The following is a 15,109-nucleotide window of genomic DNA, read 5'->3' as shown; positions in this document are numbered from 1 at the left end:
AGTCGATGCCTTCAGTCCCGCCTCCGTTGCCGGCTGCCCTGCCCCGCCACATTGCCATCATCATGGATGGCAATGGACGCTGGGCACAGCAGCGCCGTCGCCCGCGCGTGATCGGCCACCGTGCCGGCGCGCGCGCGGTCAACCGCACCATCGAGCGCTGCCTTGAACTGGGCATCCCGGCGCTGACCCTGTTCGCGTTTTCCAGCGAGAACTGGGGCCGGCCGCAGGAAGAAGTCGACGCGTTGATGAAGCTGTTCCTCGGCGCGCTCGACCGCGAAGTGGACGAGCTGCATCGGCGTGGCGTGCGCGTACGCTTCATCGGCGAGCGCGAACGCTTCGGCGCCGGGCTGGTCAGCCGCATGCAGCTGGCCGAGCAGCGCACCGCCGACAACACCGCACTGACCCTGTCGATCGCCGCCAGTTACGGTGGCCGCCAGGACATCGCGCGTGCCGCGCGCGAACTGGCCGCCGAAGTCGCGGCAGGCCGCCTGCTGCCGGAGCAGATCGACGAATCGCTGCTGGGCCGTCAGGTCGCGCTGGCCGATCTGCCGCCGCCGGACCTGTTCATCCGCACCGGTGGCGACACCCGCATCAGCAACTTCCTGCTGTGGCAGCTGGCCTACACCGAGCTGTGGTTCACCGAGGCGCTGTGGCCGGACTTCGATGCGGCCCTGCTGCAACAGGCGCTGGACGCCTATGGCAGCCGCGAGCGGCGCTTCGGCCTGACCAGCGCCCAGATCGCCGCACTGGCCACCGAGACCACCAGCCCATGACCAAGACCCGAGTCCTCGCCGCGCTGATCATGGCGCCGGTCGCCATTGCCGCGATCCTGCTGCTGCCGACGCAATGGCTGGCCGCCGCCGCCGCCGCCGTGCTGCTGATCGGCCTGTGGGAGTGGCTGAAGCTGGCCGGGATCGAAGACACCCTGGCGCGTACCGTGCTGCTGGTGCTGAACCTGCTGCTGATGGTGCTGCTGGTCTGGGCCGATGGCAGCACGCTGGTGCTGTTCCAGATCACCACCCTGGCCGGCGTTGCCTGGTGGCTGGCGGCGCTGGTCTGGCTGCGCTTCTTCAATTTCGGCGCCCAGCCTTCGGCACCCTCGCGGATCGTGAAGATGCTGGCCGGCTCCCTGGCCATCGTCCCGGCCTGGGCCGCGCTGGTACTGATCCACGCCGGCGGCGATCCGCCCGGCAAGCAGGGCCACCTGTGGCTGCTGGCCGCACTGGCGCTGGTCTGGGCCGCCGATTCAGGCGCCTATTTCGCTGGTCGTCACTTCGGCAAGCACAAGCTGGCCCCACGCATCAGCCCGAACAAGACCTGGGAAGGCCTGTTCGGTGGCCTGCTGGCCGGTGTCGCCGTGGCCGTCGGCCTGGGCTGGCTGGCCGGCATCGACATCGCACACCTGCCGGGCCTGCTGATCACCTCGGTGGTGGCGGTGTTCGCCTCGGTGCTGGGCGATCTGTTCGAGAGCCTGATCAAGCGCCATGCCGGTGCCAAGGACTCAGGGCACCTGATCCCGGGCCATGGTGGCGTGCTCGACCGTGTCGACGGTGTTCTTGCCGCCGTGCCGGTGTTCGCGCTGGGCAAGGAAATCTTCGGGTTCTGACCATGAATGCTGTCGCAGACCTGCGCCGGGTCGCCGTGTTCGGCGCCACCGGCTCGATCGGTGCCTCCACGCTCGACGTGATCGCCCGCCACCCGCAGCGCTATCAGGCCACCGTGCTCGCCGCCGGCCGCCAGGTGCAGGCGCTGCTGGCATTGTGCCGGCAGCACCGTCCGGCGCATGCGGTGATCGCCGACGAATCGCTGTTCGCCGAGCTGCGCGACGGCCTGCGCGAGGCAGGCCTGTCCACCGAGGCCCACGCCGGCCATGCCGCGCTGGACCAGTTGGCCGCCAGCGACGCCTGCGACACCGTGGTCGCGGCGATTGTCGGCGCTGCCGGCCTGTCCTCGACCCTGGCCGCGGCCGCCGCCGGCAAGCGCATCCTGCTGGCCAACAAGGAATCACTGGTACTGGCCGGCGAACTGCTGACCCGTACCGCCCAGCAGGCAGGCGCCGAGATCATTCCGATCGACAGCGAGCACAGCGCGATCTTCCAGTGCCTGCGCTCGCGCGACGCCAGTGTCGATGGCGCCGGCGTACGCCGCATCCTGCTCACTGCGTCTGGCGGCCCGTTCCGCGGCCGCAGCCGCGCCGAGCTTGCCGCGGTCACCCCGGCGCAGGCCGTGGCCCACCCGAAGTGGTCGATGGGCCCGAAGATCTCGGTCGATTCGGCGACGTTGATGAACAAGGGCCTGGAAGTGATCGAGGCCCACCACCTGTTCGGCATCCCTGGCGAGCGCATCGAAGTGCTGGTGCACCCGCAGAGCCTGGTCCATTCGCTGGTCGAGTTCGTTGACGGCTCGACCCTGGCCCAGATGGGCCTGCCGGACATGCGCACCACCCTGGCCGTTGGCCTCGGCTGGCCGCAGCGCATCGAATCGGGCGTGGCCGGGCTGGACCTGCTGGCGCAGGGCCGGCTCGATTTCGAGGCCCCGGATACCAAAGCCTTCCCGTGCCTGGCGCTGGCCTGGCAGGCCATGCAGGCCGGCGGCACTGCCCCGGCCGTGCTGAACGCCGCCAATGAAGAGGCGGTTTCAGCGTTTCTTCAGGGCCGGATCGGTTTCCTGACCATTCCGGAACTGGTTGCTAACGCTCTTTCAACACTGCCGACCCAAGCAGCCGATACACTTGAGGTTCTGTTGTCCGCCGACCAGCGGGCACGCCAGCTCACCCTGAACACCATCGCCGCCGCCTGAACGAACGCCTCGCCCAGCATGACGACGCCGCCCCTGCCCGCCAATGTGAGCCTGCATGACTGATTTCATCGGATCGGTCTGGTGGATGATTGTCAGCCTCGGGCTGCTGGTCACCTTCCACGAATTCGGGCATTACTGGATAGGCCGCCTGTGCGGGGTCAAGGTGCTGCGCTTCTCGGTCGGCTTCGGGCGCCCGCTGTGGTCGCGCCGCGACAAGCACGGCACCGAGTTCGCCATTGCCGCCATCCCTCTGGGTGGCTACGTGAAGTTCCTCGACGAACGCGAGGTGGAGGTCCATCCGCACGAACGCGGCCAGGCTTTCAACCACAAAACGGTCTGGCAGCGCATCGCCATTGTCGCCGCCGGACCGATCGCCAACCTGCTGCTGTGCATCCTGCTGCTGTGGGCGATGTTCGTGATCGGCAAGCAGGACTATTCGCCGACCATAGGCCGCGTCAGCGGCATCGCCGCCACAGCCGGCCTCGGCAGCGGTGACCGCGTGCTGCGCGTGGACGAGCGCCAGGTGGTGACCCTGGGCGAGGCCAGCATGGCGCTGACCGCCGCGGCAATGGACCGCCGTGACGTGAAGCTGGAAGTGCTGGACCCGGCCGAACAGGTGCGCGTGCGTACCCTCCCCCTGTCGCAGCTGCCAGCCGGTTTCGATGAACGACGGGTGCCGATCCTGGCGGGCCTGTACTGGCAGTCGTGGCTGCAGCCGGCGCTGGTGGAATCGCTGACCCCGGATTCGGTCGTCAGCGGGCAACTGCAGCCGGGCGACCTGATCGTGGCCATCGACGGCCAGCGCATCGACGGCGCCGACCAGGTGATCGGTGAGATCCAGGCGCTGGGGCGTGCCGGCGGCCCGGGCATGATCGAGGTCCTGCGTGGCGGCGAGCGCCTGGCGCTGGAAGTCACGCCACGCAAGGGCCAGGACGCCAAGGGCGACCCCACCTGGCAGATCGGCGTTCAGTTCCCGACCAAATTCAGCCCACCCTACGACACCCTGCTGCGCTACGGCCCATTGGACTCGGTCACCGTCGCGGTACGTGAAACCGGCCGCCTGGCGGCCGATTCGCTCGGCATGATGGGCCGCATCGTCACCGGCAAAGCCTCGCTGCAGAACGTTTCCGGGCCGGTCACCATCGCCCGCGTGGCCAATGTCTCGGCCAAGCGCGGCCTCGACTGGTTCCTGCAGTTCCTTGCCCTGTTGTCGCTCAGCCTGTGCATCATCAACCTGCTGCCGATCCCGATCTTGGACGGCGGCCACCTGCTGTATTACCTTATCGAGTTGGTCAAGGGCAGCCCGCTGAGCGAGCGTGCCATCGCCGCCGGCCAATACATCGGCCTGGCGTTGTTGGCCGGGCTGATGGGGTTGGCGTTCTACAACGACATCCTCGGCCTGGTCCCGCGATGAACTTTTCCACGTTGTTGCCGTCTACAGCGTCGGCATCCCGCACCAATGAAATCGACCTTCCTACCGGACGTGACATGACGCGACTCCCCAATCGCCGCCTGCTGGCCCTCGCCCTCGCCGCCGTCACCGGCGCCCCCGGCCTTGCCCAGGCAGCCGAGCCCTTCACTGTCAGCGACATCCGCGTCGATGGCCTGCAGCGCATCAGCTCGGGCACGGTGTTCACCTACCTGCCGGTGGAACGTGGCGAGACGGTCACTGACAGCAAGGTCGGCGAGACCATCCGCGCCCTGTACAAGACCGGCTTCTTCGAAGACGTGCAGCTGGACCGCCAGGGCAGCATCCTGGTGGTGACCGTCAAGGAACGCCCGGCGATCAACAAGCTGACCGTGACCGGCAACAAGGACATCAAGTCCGAGCAGCTGCTCAAGGGCCTGTCCGACATCGGCCTGACCGAGGGTGGCACTTTCGACCGCCTGAGCCTGGACCGCGTGACCCAGGAACTGCGCCGCCAGTACAACGACCGTGGCAAGTACACCGTCGAGATCACCCCGACGGTGAGCCCGCTGGACCGCAACCGCGTGGACATCGCGATCGCCATCAAGGAAGGCAAGGCGGCCAAGATCCGCCACGTCAACCTGGTCGGCACCGAGAAGTTCGAGAGCAAGGACATCCTGGAAACCTGGGAGTCCAAGGAGCACAACTGGGCGTCGTGGTACCGCCGTGACGACCAGTACTCCAAGGAAAAGCTGTCCGGCGACCTGGAAAAGCTCAACTCCTGGTACCTGGACCGCGGCTACGTCGACTTCAGCATCGACTCCACCCAGGTGTCGATCAGCCCCGACAAGCGCGACATGTTCCTCACCGCCGGCGTGACCGAAGGCGCGCAGTACAAGATCTCCGAGATCAAGGTCAGCGGCGACACCATCCTCCCGCAGGAGGACGTCGAGCGCATGGTGATCCAGAAATCCGGCGACACGTTCTCGCGTGCGCTGCTGGAATTCAGCTCGGATACCATCACCAATTCGCTGTCCAACATCGGCTACGCCTTCGCCAAGGTGAACCCGATTCCGACCACCAACCGCCCCGAGCAGACCGTTGCCATCAACATGCAGGTCGTTCCCGGCCCACGCGTGTCGGTGCGCCGCATCCTGTTCCGCGGCAATACCCGTACGTCCGACGAAGTGATGCGTCGCGAAATGCGCCAGTTCGAGAACAGCTGGTACTCGCAGGCCGCGATCGACCGCTCCAAGATCCGCCTGCAGCGCCTGGGCTACTTCGAGTCGGTGGAAGTGGAAACCCCGGCCGTCAGCGGCAGCAACGACCAGGTCGACGTCGTCTACAACGTCAAGGAAACCACCTCGGGCAGCTTCGTGTTCGGCCTGGGCTATTCGCAGTCCTACGGCATGACCACCTCGGTGCAGCTGTCGCAGAACAACTTCCTCGGCGGCGGCAACCGCGTGTCGGTCGAAGCCTCGCGCAGCAGCTACCTGCAGCGTTACGGCTTCAGCTACACCAACCCGTACTTCACCGATGACGGCGTGTCGCTGGGCTACAACCTGTCCTGGCGCGAGCTGGACTACTCCGACTTCAACACCGCGCAGTACAACAGCACCAATGGTTCGGCGCAGGTGGTGTTCGGCGTGCCGATCACCGAGACCGATACCGTCTCGCTGATGTTCGGCATCGACAGCAACCAGATCACCACCTACCAGGGCTCGACGCCGCAGTCGATCATCGACTACATCAACGTACTGGGCAGCAAGACCTTCCATGCCTGGCGCACGGAGCTGGGCTGGGCACGCGACTCGCGCAACGACTACTTCATGCCGACCCGCGGTACCTACCAGCGCGTTGGCCTGGAAACGACGCTGCCGGGCTCGACCATCGAGTACTACAAGCTGAACTACCAGATCAGCAAGTACTGGCCGATCATGCCGTCGCTGGTCATCAACACCCGCGCCGAAGTTGGTTACGGTGACAGCTATGGCAGCGACAAGACCGCAATGGTGCCGGACAAGGATGGCAACCTGCGTTCGGTCACCGCATCGGGCCTGCCTTTCTACGAGAACTTCTACGCCGGTGGTACCAACTCGGTGCGCGGTTTCGAGGACAACACCCTCGGCCCGCGTGAAGCCACCGCCGGTTATCCGGAAGGCCAGCCGCTGGGTGGTTCGCTGAAGACCGTCGGTTCGGTCGAAGCCTATTTCCCGCGCCTGTTCGACAGCCCGTCGGCGCGCGTGTCGGCCTTCGTCGACTTCGGCAACGTCTACACCGGCGTGGACAACTTCAAGGCCAACGAACTGCGCGTGTCCACCGGTGTGGCCCTGCTGTGGCGCGCCCCGGTCGGCCCGATCTCGATCAGCTACGCCTTCCCGCTGAAGAAGGAAGACGGCGACAAGGTCGAGCGGCTGCAATTCACGTTCGGTGGCCAGTTCTGAGGAACGTCGTTCCTCAGAACTGATCCACCTCCGGTGAATTGCCCCCGCATTTCACCTATCCCCCGCGCCGCTGGCGCGCCCCCCTTAACAAAGGGGGGCTCTCCACCAGTCGGGGTGCGAAGCGCCGGGCATTGCCCGGCGTTTTCGTTCTACTTGCTCGCCGCCGCCGTTACTTCCCGCGCTCGCGTGGAATCATCTGGTGATGGCGCAGGGGGCTGACCAGGACCGTTGGCGCCATGGATGGCGCCATCGAGCCCCCAGGGATGGGTTTACGGCGTGTCCTGGGCAGCCCCCTGCGCCATCACCCCGGGACATCAGGCAGGCGCCGCTTTTGACCCTGCATGACCGAAATGGCGTCACACGTTAAACTCCCGCCGTGAATACTCCCACCTACACCGCCCAGCAACTCGCCGAGCAGTTCGGCCTGCAGGTCCATGGCGACCCCGCCACCGCCATCCATGGCGTGGCCACCCTCGCCCATGCCGGCCCAGGCCAGCTGACCTTCCTCGCCAACCCGCGCTACCGTGCGCAGCTGGCCGACAGCCACGCCTCGCTGGTGGTGCTGCGTGCCGAAGACGCCGAGGCCGCCCCCGGCGCCGCGCTCGTGGCCAAGGACCCGTACACCACCTTCGCCAAGATCGCTGCACTGTTCGACATCGCGCCGACGCGCCCGCCGGGCATCCATCCCAGCGCCGTCATCGATCCCAGCGCCCAGGTCGCGGCCAGCGCGCATATCGGTCCGTTCGTCTCCATCGGCGCACGCAGCGTGGTCGGTGAGAACTGCATCATCGGCACCGGCAGCGTGATCGGCGAAGACTGCAGCCTGGACTCCGGCTGTGAACTGATTGCCCGGGTTACCCTGGTGACCCGGGTCAAGCTCGGCAAGCGCGTCCGCGTGCACCCCGGTGCCGTGCTCGGCGCCGATGGCTTCGGCCTGGCGATGGACGCCGGCAAGTGGATCAAGGTGCCGCAGCTCGGTGGTGTCCGCATCGGCGACGACTGCGAGATCGGAGCCAATACCTGCGTCGACCGCGGAGCGCTGGAAGACACGGTGCTGGATGAGGACGTTCGTCTGGACAACCTGGTGCAGATCGCGCACAACGTGCAGATCGGCGCGCACTCGGCCATCGCCGGCTGCACCGGCATCGCCGGCAGCGCCAAGATCGGCCGCTACTGCCTGCTCGGCGGCCACGTCGGCGTAGTCGGCCACCTCGAGATCTGCGACAAGGTCGTGATCACCGGCAAGTCCGTGGTCCGCAACTCCATCCATGAGCCGGGCGAATACTCGTCCGGTACCCCGTTGACCGATAACCGCACGTGGCGCAAGAACGCCGCGCGCTTCAAGCAGCTGGACGTATTGGCTCGCCGCGTCCTGGCTGCTGGCAAGGAGAAAGAATGAACGACACGCTGCAGCTTCCGATCGACGTCTGCCAGATCCAGGAACTGCTCCCGCACCGTTACCCGTTCCTGCTGGTCGACCGGGTGCTTGAGCTCGACATCGAGGCCAAGCGCATCCTGGCGCAGAAGAACGTGAGCATCAACGAGCCCTTCTTCCAGGGTCATTTCCCGGGCCGCCCGATCATGCCCGGCGTGCTGATCATCGAAGCGCTGGCCCAGGCCGGTGGCGTGATGACCCAGCTCACGCTCGGCCGCGACTCGCAGTCCAAGCTGTTCTACATGGTCAAGGTGGAAAACGCCCGCTTCAACAAGCAGGTCGTCCCCGGCGACGTACTGCTGCTGGATGTGCAGATGAAGCGCTTGATCCGCAACATGGGCTGGTACTACGGCGAAGCCAAGGTCAACGGTGAAGTCGTTGCCTCGGCCGAAGTCATGTGCGCCGGCGCCAAGGGCTGATCCACTGGAGGCAGGAATGACTGACAACGCACCCCGGATCCACCCGACCGCCGTCATCGATCCGGCCGCGCGCCTGGCCGATGACGTCCAGGTGGGCGCCTTCACCCTGATCGGTGCCGATGTGGAAATCGGCGCCGGCACGGTGGTCGGCCCCCATTGCAGCATCCACGGCCCGACCCGGATCGGCCGCGACAACCGCTTCGTCGGCCACGCCGCGATCGGTGGCGAACCGCAGGACAAGAAGTTTGCTGGTGAGCGCACCGAGCTGGTGATCGGCGACCGCAACGTGTTCCGTGAATTCGTGACCGTGAACCGCGGCACCGGCGGTGGCGGTGGCATCACCACCATCGGCAACGACAACTGGATGCTGGCCTACACGCATGTGGCGCACGACTGCCATGTCGGCAACTTCTGCGTGTTCTCCAACAACACCACTCTGGCGGGCCACGTGACCGTGGGCGACTACGTGATCATCAGCGGCTTCGCCGGTGCCCACCAGTTCTGCCGCATCGGCGCGCATGCCTTCCTCGGCATGGGCGCGCTGACCAACGGTGACGTGCCGCCGTTCACCATGGTCGGCACCGACTCTCTGGGGCGCCCGCGAGGCATCAACAGCGAAGGCCTGAAGCGCCGTGGCTTCGATGCCGAGCGCATCTCCGCCATCAAGCGTGCCTACCGCACGCTGTACGTGGCCGGCCTGCCGCTGGCCGAGGCCAAGCAGCAGCTGACCGAACAGGCGCGCGGCAGCGATGACGTGAAGGCCATGCTGGACTTCATCGAGCACGCCGAGAGGCCGTTGCTGCGATGAGCAACGCGACCGGCCAGGCGCCGGCCAGCGCCGCCGTGATCCCGCTGGCCTCGATGGCCGGCAGCGTCCCTGCGCAGCGGGTGCTCAGCGAGCGCCCACTGCGTATCGCCCTCGTCGCCGGTGAAGCCTCCGGCGACCTGCTCGGTGCAGGCCTGGTGCGTGAACTGAAGGCGCGCTTCCCGAATGCCGAATTCGCCGGCATCGGCGGCGATGCGATGCGCAGCGCCGGCTGCCAGACCTGGCACGATGCCAGCGAACTGGCGGTGATGGGCCTGACCGAAGTACTGCGCCACCTGCCACGCCTGCTGAAGCTGCGCTCGGCGTTCCGCCAGCGTGCGCTGGATTGGCAGCCGGATGTGTTCATCGGTATCGACGCCCCCGACTTCAACCTCGGTATCGAGCGCTGGCTGAAGCAGCGTGGTGTGCGCACCGTGCATTACGTCAGCCCCTCTGTCTGGGCCTGGCGCGAGAAGCGCGCCGAGAAGATCGGCAGCAGTGCCGACCTGGTGCTGTGCCTGTTCCCGATGGAACCGCCGATCTATGCCAAGCACGGCGTCGACGCGCGCTTCGTCGGTCATCCGATGGCCGATGACATTCCGCTGCACGGCAACCGTGAGGAAGCCCGTGCCGCACTGGGTTTGCCGACCTCGGCCAAGGTGCTGGCGGTGCTGCCGGGCAGCCGCCTGGGTGAAATCTCGCGGCTGGGTGAGCCGTTCTTCGAGGCCGCCTGGCAGGTCTCCGAGCGCATCCCCGGCCTGCATGTGGTGGTGCCTGCCGCCAACCCAGCCTGCAAGCGCCTGATCGAAGAGCAGCTGTCGCGCTCGGCGTTGCCGGTGGCGTACTCGCATGTGCTCGACGGCCAGGCCCGCAACGCGATGATCGCCGCCGACGTGGTTGTGCTGGCTTCCGGCACCGCGACCCTGGAAGCAATGCTGGTGAAACGGCCGATGGTGGTCGGCTACCGCGTCAACGAGCTGACCTACCGGCTGGTCAAGGCGCTGGGTCTGATCAAGGTGGACCGTTTCGCACTTCCCAACATCCTGGCTGGCCAGGACCTGGCGCCGGAACTGATGCAGCACGACTGCACGCCGGACAAACTGGCGGCTGCGGTCCAGCAATGGTTCGACCACCCGCAGCGGGTGACCGATCTGCAGGGCACCTATGCCCGCCTGCATGAGCGCCTGCGCCGCAATGCCTCGGCCCGCGCCGCCGACGCCGTCGGCGAACTGCTGATGCGCGAACAGGACCAGGCATGAGCCGCCGCCACGCCGCAGCGGCCAGCCTGGCGCTGTTCGACGGCGGCGCGGTGATCGAACCGGAGCGCCTGGTCGCCGGCGTCGACGAAGCCGGCCGTGGCCCGCTGGCCGGGCCGGTAGCGGTGGCGGCGGTGGTATTCGATCCATCGCGGCCACGCATCAATGGCCTGGACGATTCCAAGCAGCTGACCGCGGCCCGTCGCGAGCAACTGCATGATCGCATCATCGAACGGGCGCTGGCCTGGCACGTAGTGCTGGTGGACGTGGACACCATCGACCGCCTGAACATCTACCAGGCGACCCTGCAGGGTATGCGCGACGTGGTTGCGGCCGTGGCCCATGTGGCGGGCTTCGCCCGCATCGATGGCAACGTGGTGCCGAAGGGCCTGGTGCTGCCGGCACAGGCGCTGGTCGGAGGCGACGGCATCGACCGCGCCATCATGGCGGCCTCGATCCTGGCCAAGGTTTCGCGCGACCGTTACATGCTGGACGTGCATGCCCTCCACCCGCAATACGGCTTCGAACAGCACAAGGGGTACGGCACCCCCGCCCACCTGGCCGCCCTGCGCGAGCACGGGCCCTGCCTGGAGCACCGGCGCAGCTTCGCCCCCGTGCGCGAGTGCCTGGAAACGCCGCCCGCGGCGGCTGACATCGCCATCGCGATCGCCTGAACAACGGCCGCCGGGCATGGCCCGGCGCTACCGCGGCAGCGTGGACGCACCCGGCGACCGGGAAATCCACGTACACGGCAATATGAACGCATCCGGTAGCGCCGGGCCATGCCCGGCGGCATGCGCGCAATCGCCGTACCGTCAAGCCTTGTCGCCACCCCCTGCCCTCGCTACCCTGACCAGGCACTCCAGCGCTTCCCGACCCCGGCGACGATTCCCCCGTCAGCACCCGGGGCCCGCGCGCTCCAACCTGGTCCGGCATGTCCAACTCCCGCTTCGTACATCTCCACGTCCACACCGAGTTCTCGCTGGCGGACTCGACCATCCGCGTGCCGGCCAAACCCGATCAGGCCGACCCGAAGAAGGCCAAGCAGGCCAACCTGCTGTCGCGCTCGGTCGAGCTTGGCCTGCCCGCACTGGCGGTGACCGACCTCAACAACCTGTTCGCCCTGGTCAAGTTCTACAAGGCGGCCGAAGGCGTGGGCATCAAGCCGATCGCCGGCGCCGATGTGCTGATCGCCGAGGACGGGCAGGACCCGTGGCGGATGACGCTGCTGTGCCGCGACCGCGAGGGCTACCTGAGCCTGTCGCGCCTGCTGACCCGCGCCTGGATGGAAGGCCATCGCCCCGAAGGCGGCGTTGCAATCCACCCGGACTGGCTGAAGGCCGGCAACGCCAACCTGTTCGCACTCGCTGGCCGGCAGAGCCTGGCCGGGCGCCTGGCGCTGGACGGCAAGCATGAACTGGCCGAGCAGCAGCTGGCCGACTGGCAACGCGTGTTCGGCGACGGCCTGCACCTGGAGCTGACCCGCACCGGCCGCGAAGGCGAAGAAACCTTCAACCAGTTCGCACTGATGGCGGCCGGCCAGCGTGGCCTGCCGGTGGTGGCCAGCAACGACGTGCGCTTCCTGTCGCCGACGGATTTCAGCGCGCACGAAGCGCGCGTATGCATTTCCACCGGCCGCGTGCTGGACGATCCCAAGCGCCCGCGCGAGTACAGCGACCAGCAGTACCTGAAGTCGGCCGAGGAGATGTGTGCGCTGTTCGCCGACATCCCCGATGCGATCGACAACACGCTGGCGCTGGCCGAACGCTGCAACATCGAGATGCGGCTGGGCACCTACTTCCTGCCCAACTACCCGGTGCCCGACGACGAGACCCTGGACACCTGGATCCAGAAGATGTCGCGCGACGGCCTGGAAGAGCGCCTGGAGAAAAATCCGCTGGCGCCGGGCAAGACCCGCGAGGAGTACTTCGAACGCCTGGAGTTCGAGCTCAACACCATCATCAAGATGGGCTTCCCGGGTTACTTCCTGATCGTTGCCGACTTCATCCAGTGGGGCAAGAACCAGGGCATCCCGATCGGCCCGGGCCGTGGTTCGGGTGCCGGCTCGCTGGTGGCGTGGGCGCTGAAGATCACCGACCTGGACCCGCTGCCGTACAACCTGCTGTTCGAGCGATTCCTCAATCCGGAACGCGTGTCGATGCCCGACTTCGACATCGACTTCTGCATGGACCGCCGCGACGAGGTGATCGACTACGTCGCGCGCAAGTACGGGCGCGAGCGCGTCAGCCAGATCATCACCTACGGCACCATGGCCGCAAAGGCAGTGGTGCGTGACTCCGGTCGCGTGCTCGGTTTCCCGTACGGCCTGGTCGACGGCGTCTCCAAGCTGATCCCGAACATCCTCGGCATCCACCTGAAGGATGCGCTGGGCAAGGGCAAGGAAGGCCCCAGCTCGGAAATGGCCTCGGCCGAACTGATCCAGCGCTACGAAACCGAGGACGATGTCCGCGACCTGATCGACCTGGCGCTGCAGTTGGAAGACCTGACCCGCAACGCCGGCAAGCATGCCGGTGGCGTGGTGATCGGTCCCGAGCCGCTGAGCGAGTTCTGCCCGCTGTACGCCGAACACGACGAGAACGGGCTCGGCAAGAACCCGGTCACCCAGTTCGACAAGAACGACGTGGAAGAAGTGGGCCTGGTGAAGTTCGACTTCCTCGGCCTGCGCACGCTGACCATCATCGATTGGGCGGTGAAGGCGATCAACAAGCGCCATGAGCGCGCCGGCATTCCGCCGGTGGACATCGCCGCGATTCCGCTGGACGACACGCCCACCTACAAGGACATCTTCGCCAACGGCAATACCGGCGCGGTGTTCCAGTTCGAATCCTCGGGCATGCGGCGCCTGCTGAAGGACGCGCGCCCTGACCGGTTCGAAGACCTGATCGCGCTGGTGTCGCTGTACCGCCCCGGCCCGATGGACCTGATTCCTTCCTTCAACGCGCGTAAGCACGGCCAGGAAGAAATCATCTATCCCGATCCGCGCACCGAAGCCATCCTGAAGGACACCTACGGCATCATGGTGTACCAGGAGCAGGTGATGCAGATGGCGCAGATCGTCGGCGGCTACTCGCTGGGCGGCGCCGACCTGCTGCGCCGTGCGATGGGCAAGAAGGTGCCGGCCGAAATGGCCAAGCACCGCGAGATCTTCCGCGAAGGTGCGGCCAAGGACGGCGTGGACGAAGCCAAGGCCGACGCGATCTTCGACCTGATGGAGAAGTTCGCCGGCTACGGCTTCAACAAGTCGCACGCCGCCGCCTACGCGCTGGTCAGTTACCAGACCGCCTGGCTCAAGCGCCATTACCCGGCCGAGTTCATGGCGGCCACGCTGTCCTCGGACCTGGACAACACCGAGAAGGTGGTGGGCTTCCTGGACGAGGTGCGCAACCTGGGCCTGACCGTGCTGCCGCCGAAGGTGAACCACTCGGCCTTCATGTTCGAAGCGGTCACCCCGGACACCATCCAGTACGGCCTGGGCGCGATCAAGGGCGTCGGCCAGGGTGCCTGCGAGGCGGTGGTGGACGAACGCCTGAAGGGCGGCGACTACAAGGACCTGCTCGACTTCTGCACCCGCGTCGGTTCGGCCAAGCTCAACCGGCGCACGCTGGAGGCGATGATCAACTGCGGCGCGCTGGACGAGCTGGGCCACAATCGCGCCTCGTTGATGCTGCAGCTGCCGGAAGTGATCAAGGCCACCGAGCAGATGGCGCGCGAGCGTGCCTCCGGCCAGAACTCGCTGTTCGGTGGCCCCGACCCGAGCACGGTGACCATCCAGCTGGACCTTCCCGAAGCCGAGGAATGGCCGCTGCTGCAGCGCCTCAATGGCGAGCGCGACACGCTGGGCTTCTACCTCAGCGGCCACCCCTTCGACCCCTGGCGTGACGATGTGCGCGACCTGGTCGGTACTGACCTGGGTTCAGTGGAAAAGATCTGGAGCGCCAACAGCGGTGGCGGTGGCGGCGGCGAGAAGCGCTGGCGACCGGAAGTGCAGACGGTGCTGGCCGGCCAGGTGGTCGGCGTGCGCCGCAAGGGTGAAAGCCAGATCTTCATCCAGCTCGAAGATGGTCGCGGTCGCGTCGAGTGCAGCGCGTTCTCCGACGCGATGGCCGAGTTCGGCCACCTGATGACCAAGGACCGCATCCTGGTGGTCAAGGGTGGCCTGCGCGAGGACGAATTCAACGGTGGTTTCGCATTGCGCATCCGCCAGTGCTGGGACTTCGACGAAGTCTGCGCCAACTACGCCACGCGGCTGTCGCTGCGCCTGGACCTGCGCCAGCAGCGCCCGGTATGGGAGCGCATCGACGCCCTGCTCGACCGCCACCGCCCCGGCCGCACGCCGCTGCGCCTGGACCTGCTGCTGAAAGGGCCGCACGGCGGCGTCGCCGGCATGCTCGATGTGTCCGGGCAGAGCGCGGTACGCATCGATTCCAAGCTGATGGAGGCGCTGCGCGCCGACCCGGCCGTGCGCACGCTGAAGGTGCGCTACAGCCCGCCATGGGCCAGCTGAGGCTGGCTCCCTGGTTTT

General features: G+C 66.9%; 11 protein-coding genes. All 11 read left to right on the top strand.

What is annotated here, in order from left to right; all coding sequences use genetic code 11:
* The first annotated feature begins 5 nt into the window (after nucleotides 1-5).
* Nucleotides 6-773, top strand: coding sequence for a polyprenyl diphosphate synthase (gene uppS, locus DI041_RS10040; RefSeq protein ID WP_046983138.1), 768 nt, complete (start codon nucleotides 6-8; stop codon nucleotides 771-773).
* Nucleotides 770-1,606: a phosphatidate cytidylyltransferase gene (locus tag DI041_RS10035; RefSeq protein ID WP_046983139.1), complete on the top strand. Its 837-nt coding sequence runs from the start codon at nucleotides 770-772 to the stop codon at nucleotides 1,604-1,606. The genes uppS and DI041_RS10035 overlap by 4 nt, the downstream gene beginning before the upstream one ends.
* A gap of 2 nt (nucleotides 1,607-1,608) precedes the next feature.
* A complete protein-coding gene (locus tag DI041_RS10030; protein ID WP_046983140.1) occupies nucleotides 1,609-2,799 on the top strand; it encodes a 1-deoxy-D-xylulose-5-phosphate reductoisomerase in 1,191 nt (396 codons plus the stop codon).
* Between the two features lie 55 nt (nucleotides 2,800-2,854).
* Nucleotides 2,855-4,213 (top strand): RIP metalloprotease RseP, encoded by a 1,359-nt coding sequence (rseP, locus tag DI041_RS10025; RefSeq protein ID WP_046983141.1) that lies wholly within the window; start codon nucleotides 2,855-2,857, stop codon nucleotides 4,211-4,213.
* Between the two features lie 74 nt (nucleotides 4,214-4,287).
* Nucleotides 4,288-6,651: an outer membrane protein assembly factor BamA gene (gene bamA / locus DI041_RS10020; RefSeq protein ID WP_046983142.1), complete on the top strand. Its 2,364-nt coding sequence runs from the start codon at nucleotides 4,288-4,290 to the stop codon at nucleotides 6,649-6,651.
* Nucleotides 6,652-7,027: 376 nt separating this feature from the next.
* Entirely contained in the window at nucleotides 7,028-8,050 is a 1,023-nt protein-coding gene (gene lpxD / locus DI041_RS10015; RefSeq protein ID WP_046983143.1) for a UDP-3-O-(3-hydroxymyristoyl)glucosamine N-acyltransferase, read from the top strand.
* Nucleotides 8,047-8,505 (top strand): 3-hydroxyacyl-ACP dehydratase FabZ, encoded by a 459-nt coding sequence (gene fabZ / locus DI041_RS10010; protein ID WP_004150978.1) that lies wholly within the window; start codon nucleotides 8,047-8,049, stop codon nucleotides 8,503-8,505. Before lpxD ends, fabZ begins: the two co-directional genes overlap by 4 nt.
* A gap of 16 nt (nucleotides 8,506-8,521) precedes the next feature.
* Nucleotides 8,522-9,313 carry an acyl-ACP--UDP-N-acetylglucosamine O-acyltransferase gene (lpxA, locus tag DI041_RS10005; protein ID WP_012510508.1) on the top strand — a complete coding sequence of 264 codons (792 nt, stop codon included), beginning with the start codon at nucleotides 8,522-8,524 and terminating at the stop codon, nucleotides 9,311-9,313.
* A complete protein-coding gene (gene lpxB, locus DI041_RS10000; protein ID WP_046983144.1) occupies nucleotides 9,310-10,569 on the top strand; it encodes a lipid-A-disaccharide synthase in 1,260 nt (419 codons plus the stop codon). Before lpxA ends, lpxB begins: the two co-directional genes overlap by 4 nt.
* Nucleotides 10,566-11,240 carry a ribonuclease HII gene (locus DI041_RS09995; protein ID WP_046983145.1) on the top strand — a complete coding sequence of 225 codons (675 nt, stop codon included), beginning with the start codon at nucleotides 10,566-10,568 and terminating at the stop codon, nucleotides 11,238-11,240. Before lpxB ends, DI041_RS09995 begins: the two co-directional genes overlap by 4 nt.
* Nucleotides 11,241-11,500: 260 nt before the next feature.
* Nucleotides 11,501-15,091 (top strand): DNA polymerase III subunit alpha, encoded by a 3,591-nt coding sequence (gene dnaE / locus DI041_RS09990; protein WP_046983146.1) that lies wholly within the window; start codon nucleotides 11,501-11,503, stop codon nucleotides 15,089-15,091.
* Nucleotides 15,092-15,109 lie beyond the last annotated feature (18 nt).

Origin of the sequence: Stenotrophomonas maltophilia (genome assembly GCF_004920835.1) — a bacterium.
GTDB lineage: Bacteria > Pseudomonadota > Gammaproteobacteria > Xanthomonadales > Xanthomonadaceae > Stenotrophomonas > Stenotrophomonas maltophilia_AQ.
The sequence above is the reverse complement of the archived record's forward strand: the minus strand, read 5'-3'. Positions and strand labels throughout refer to the sequence as shown.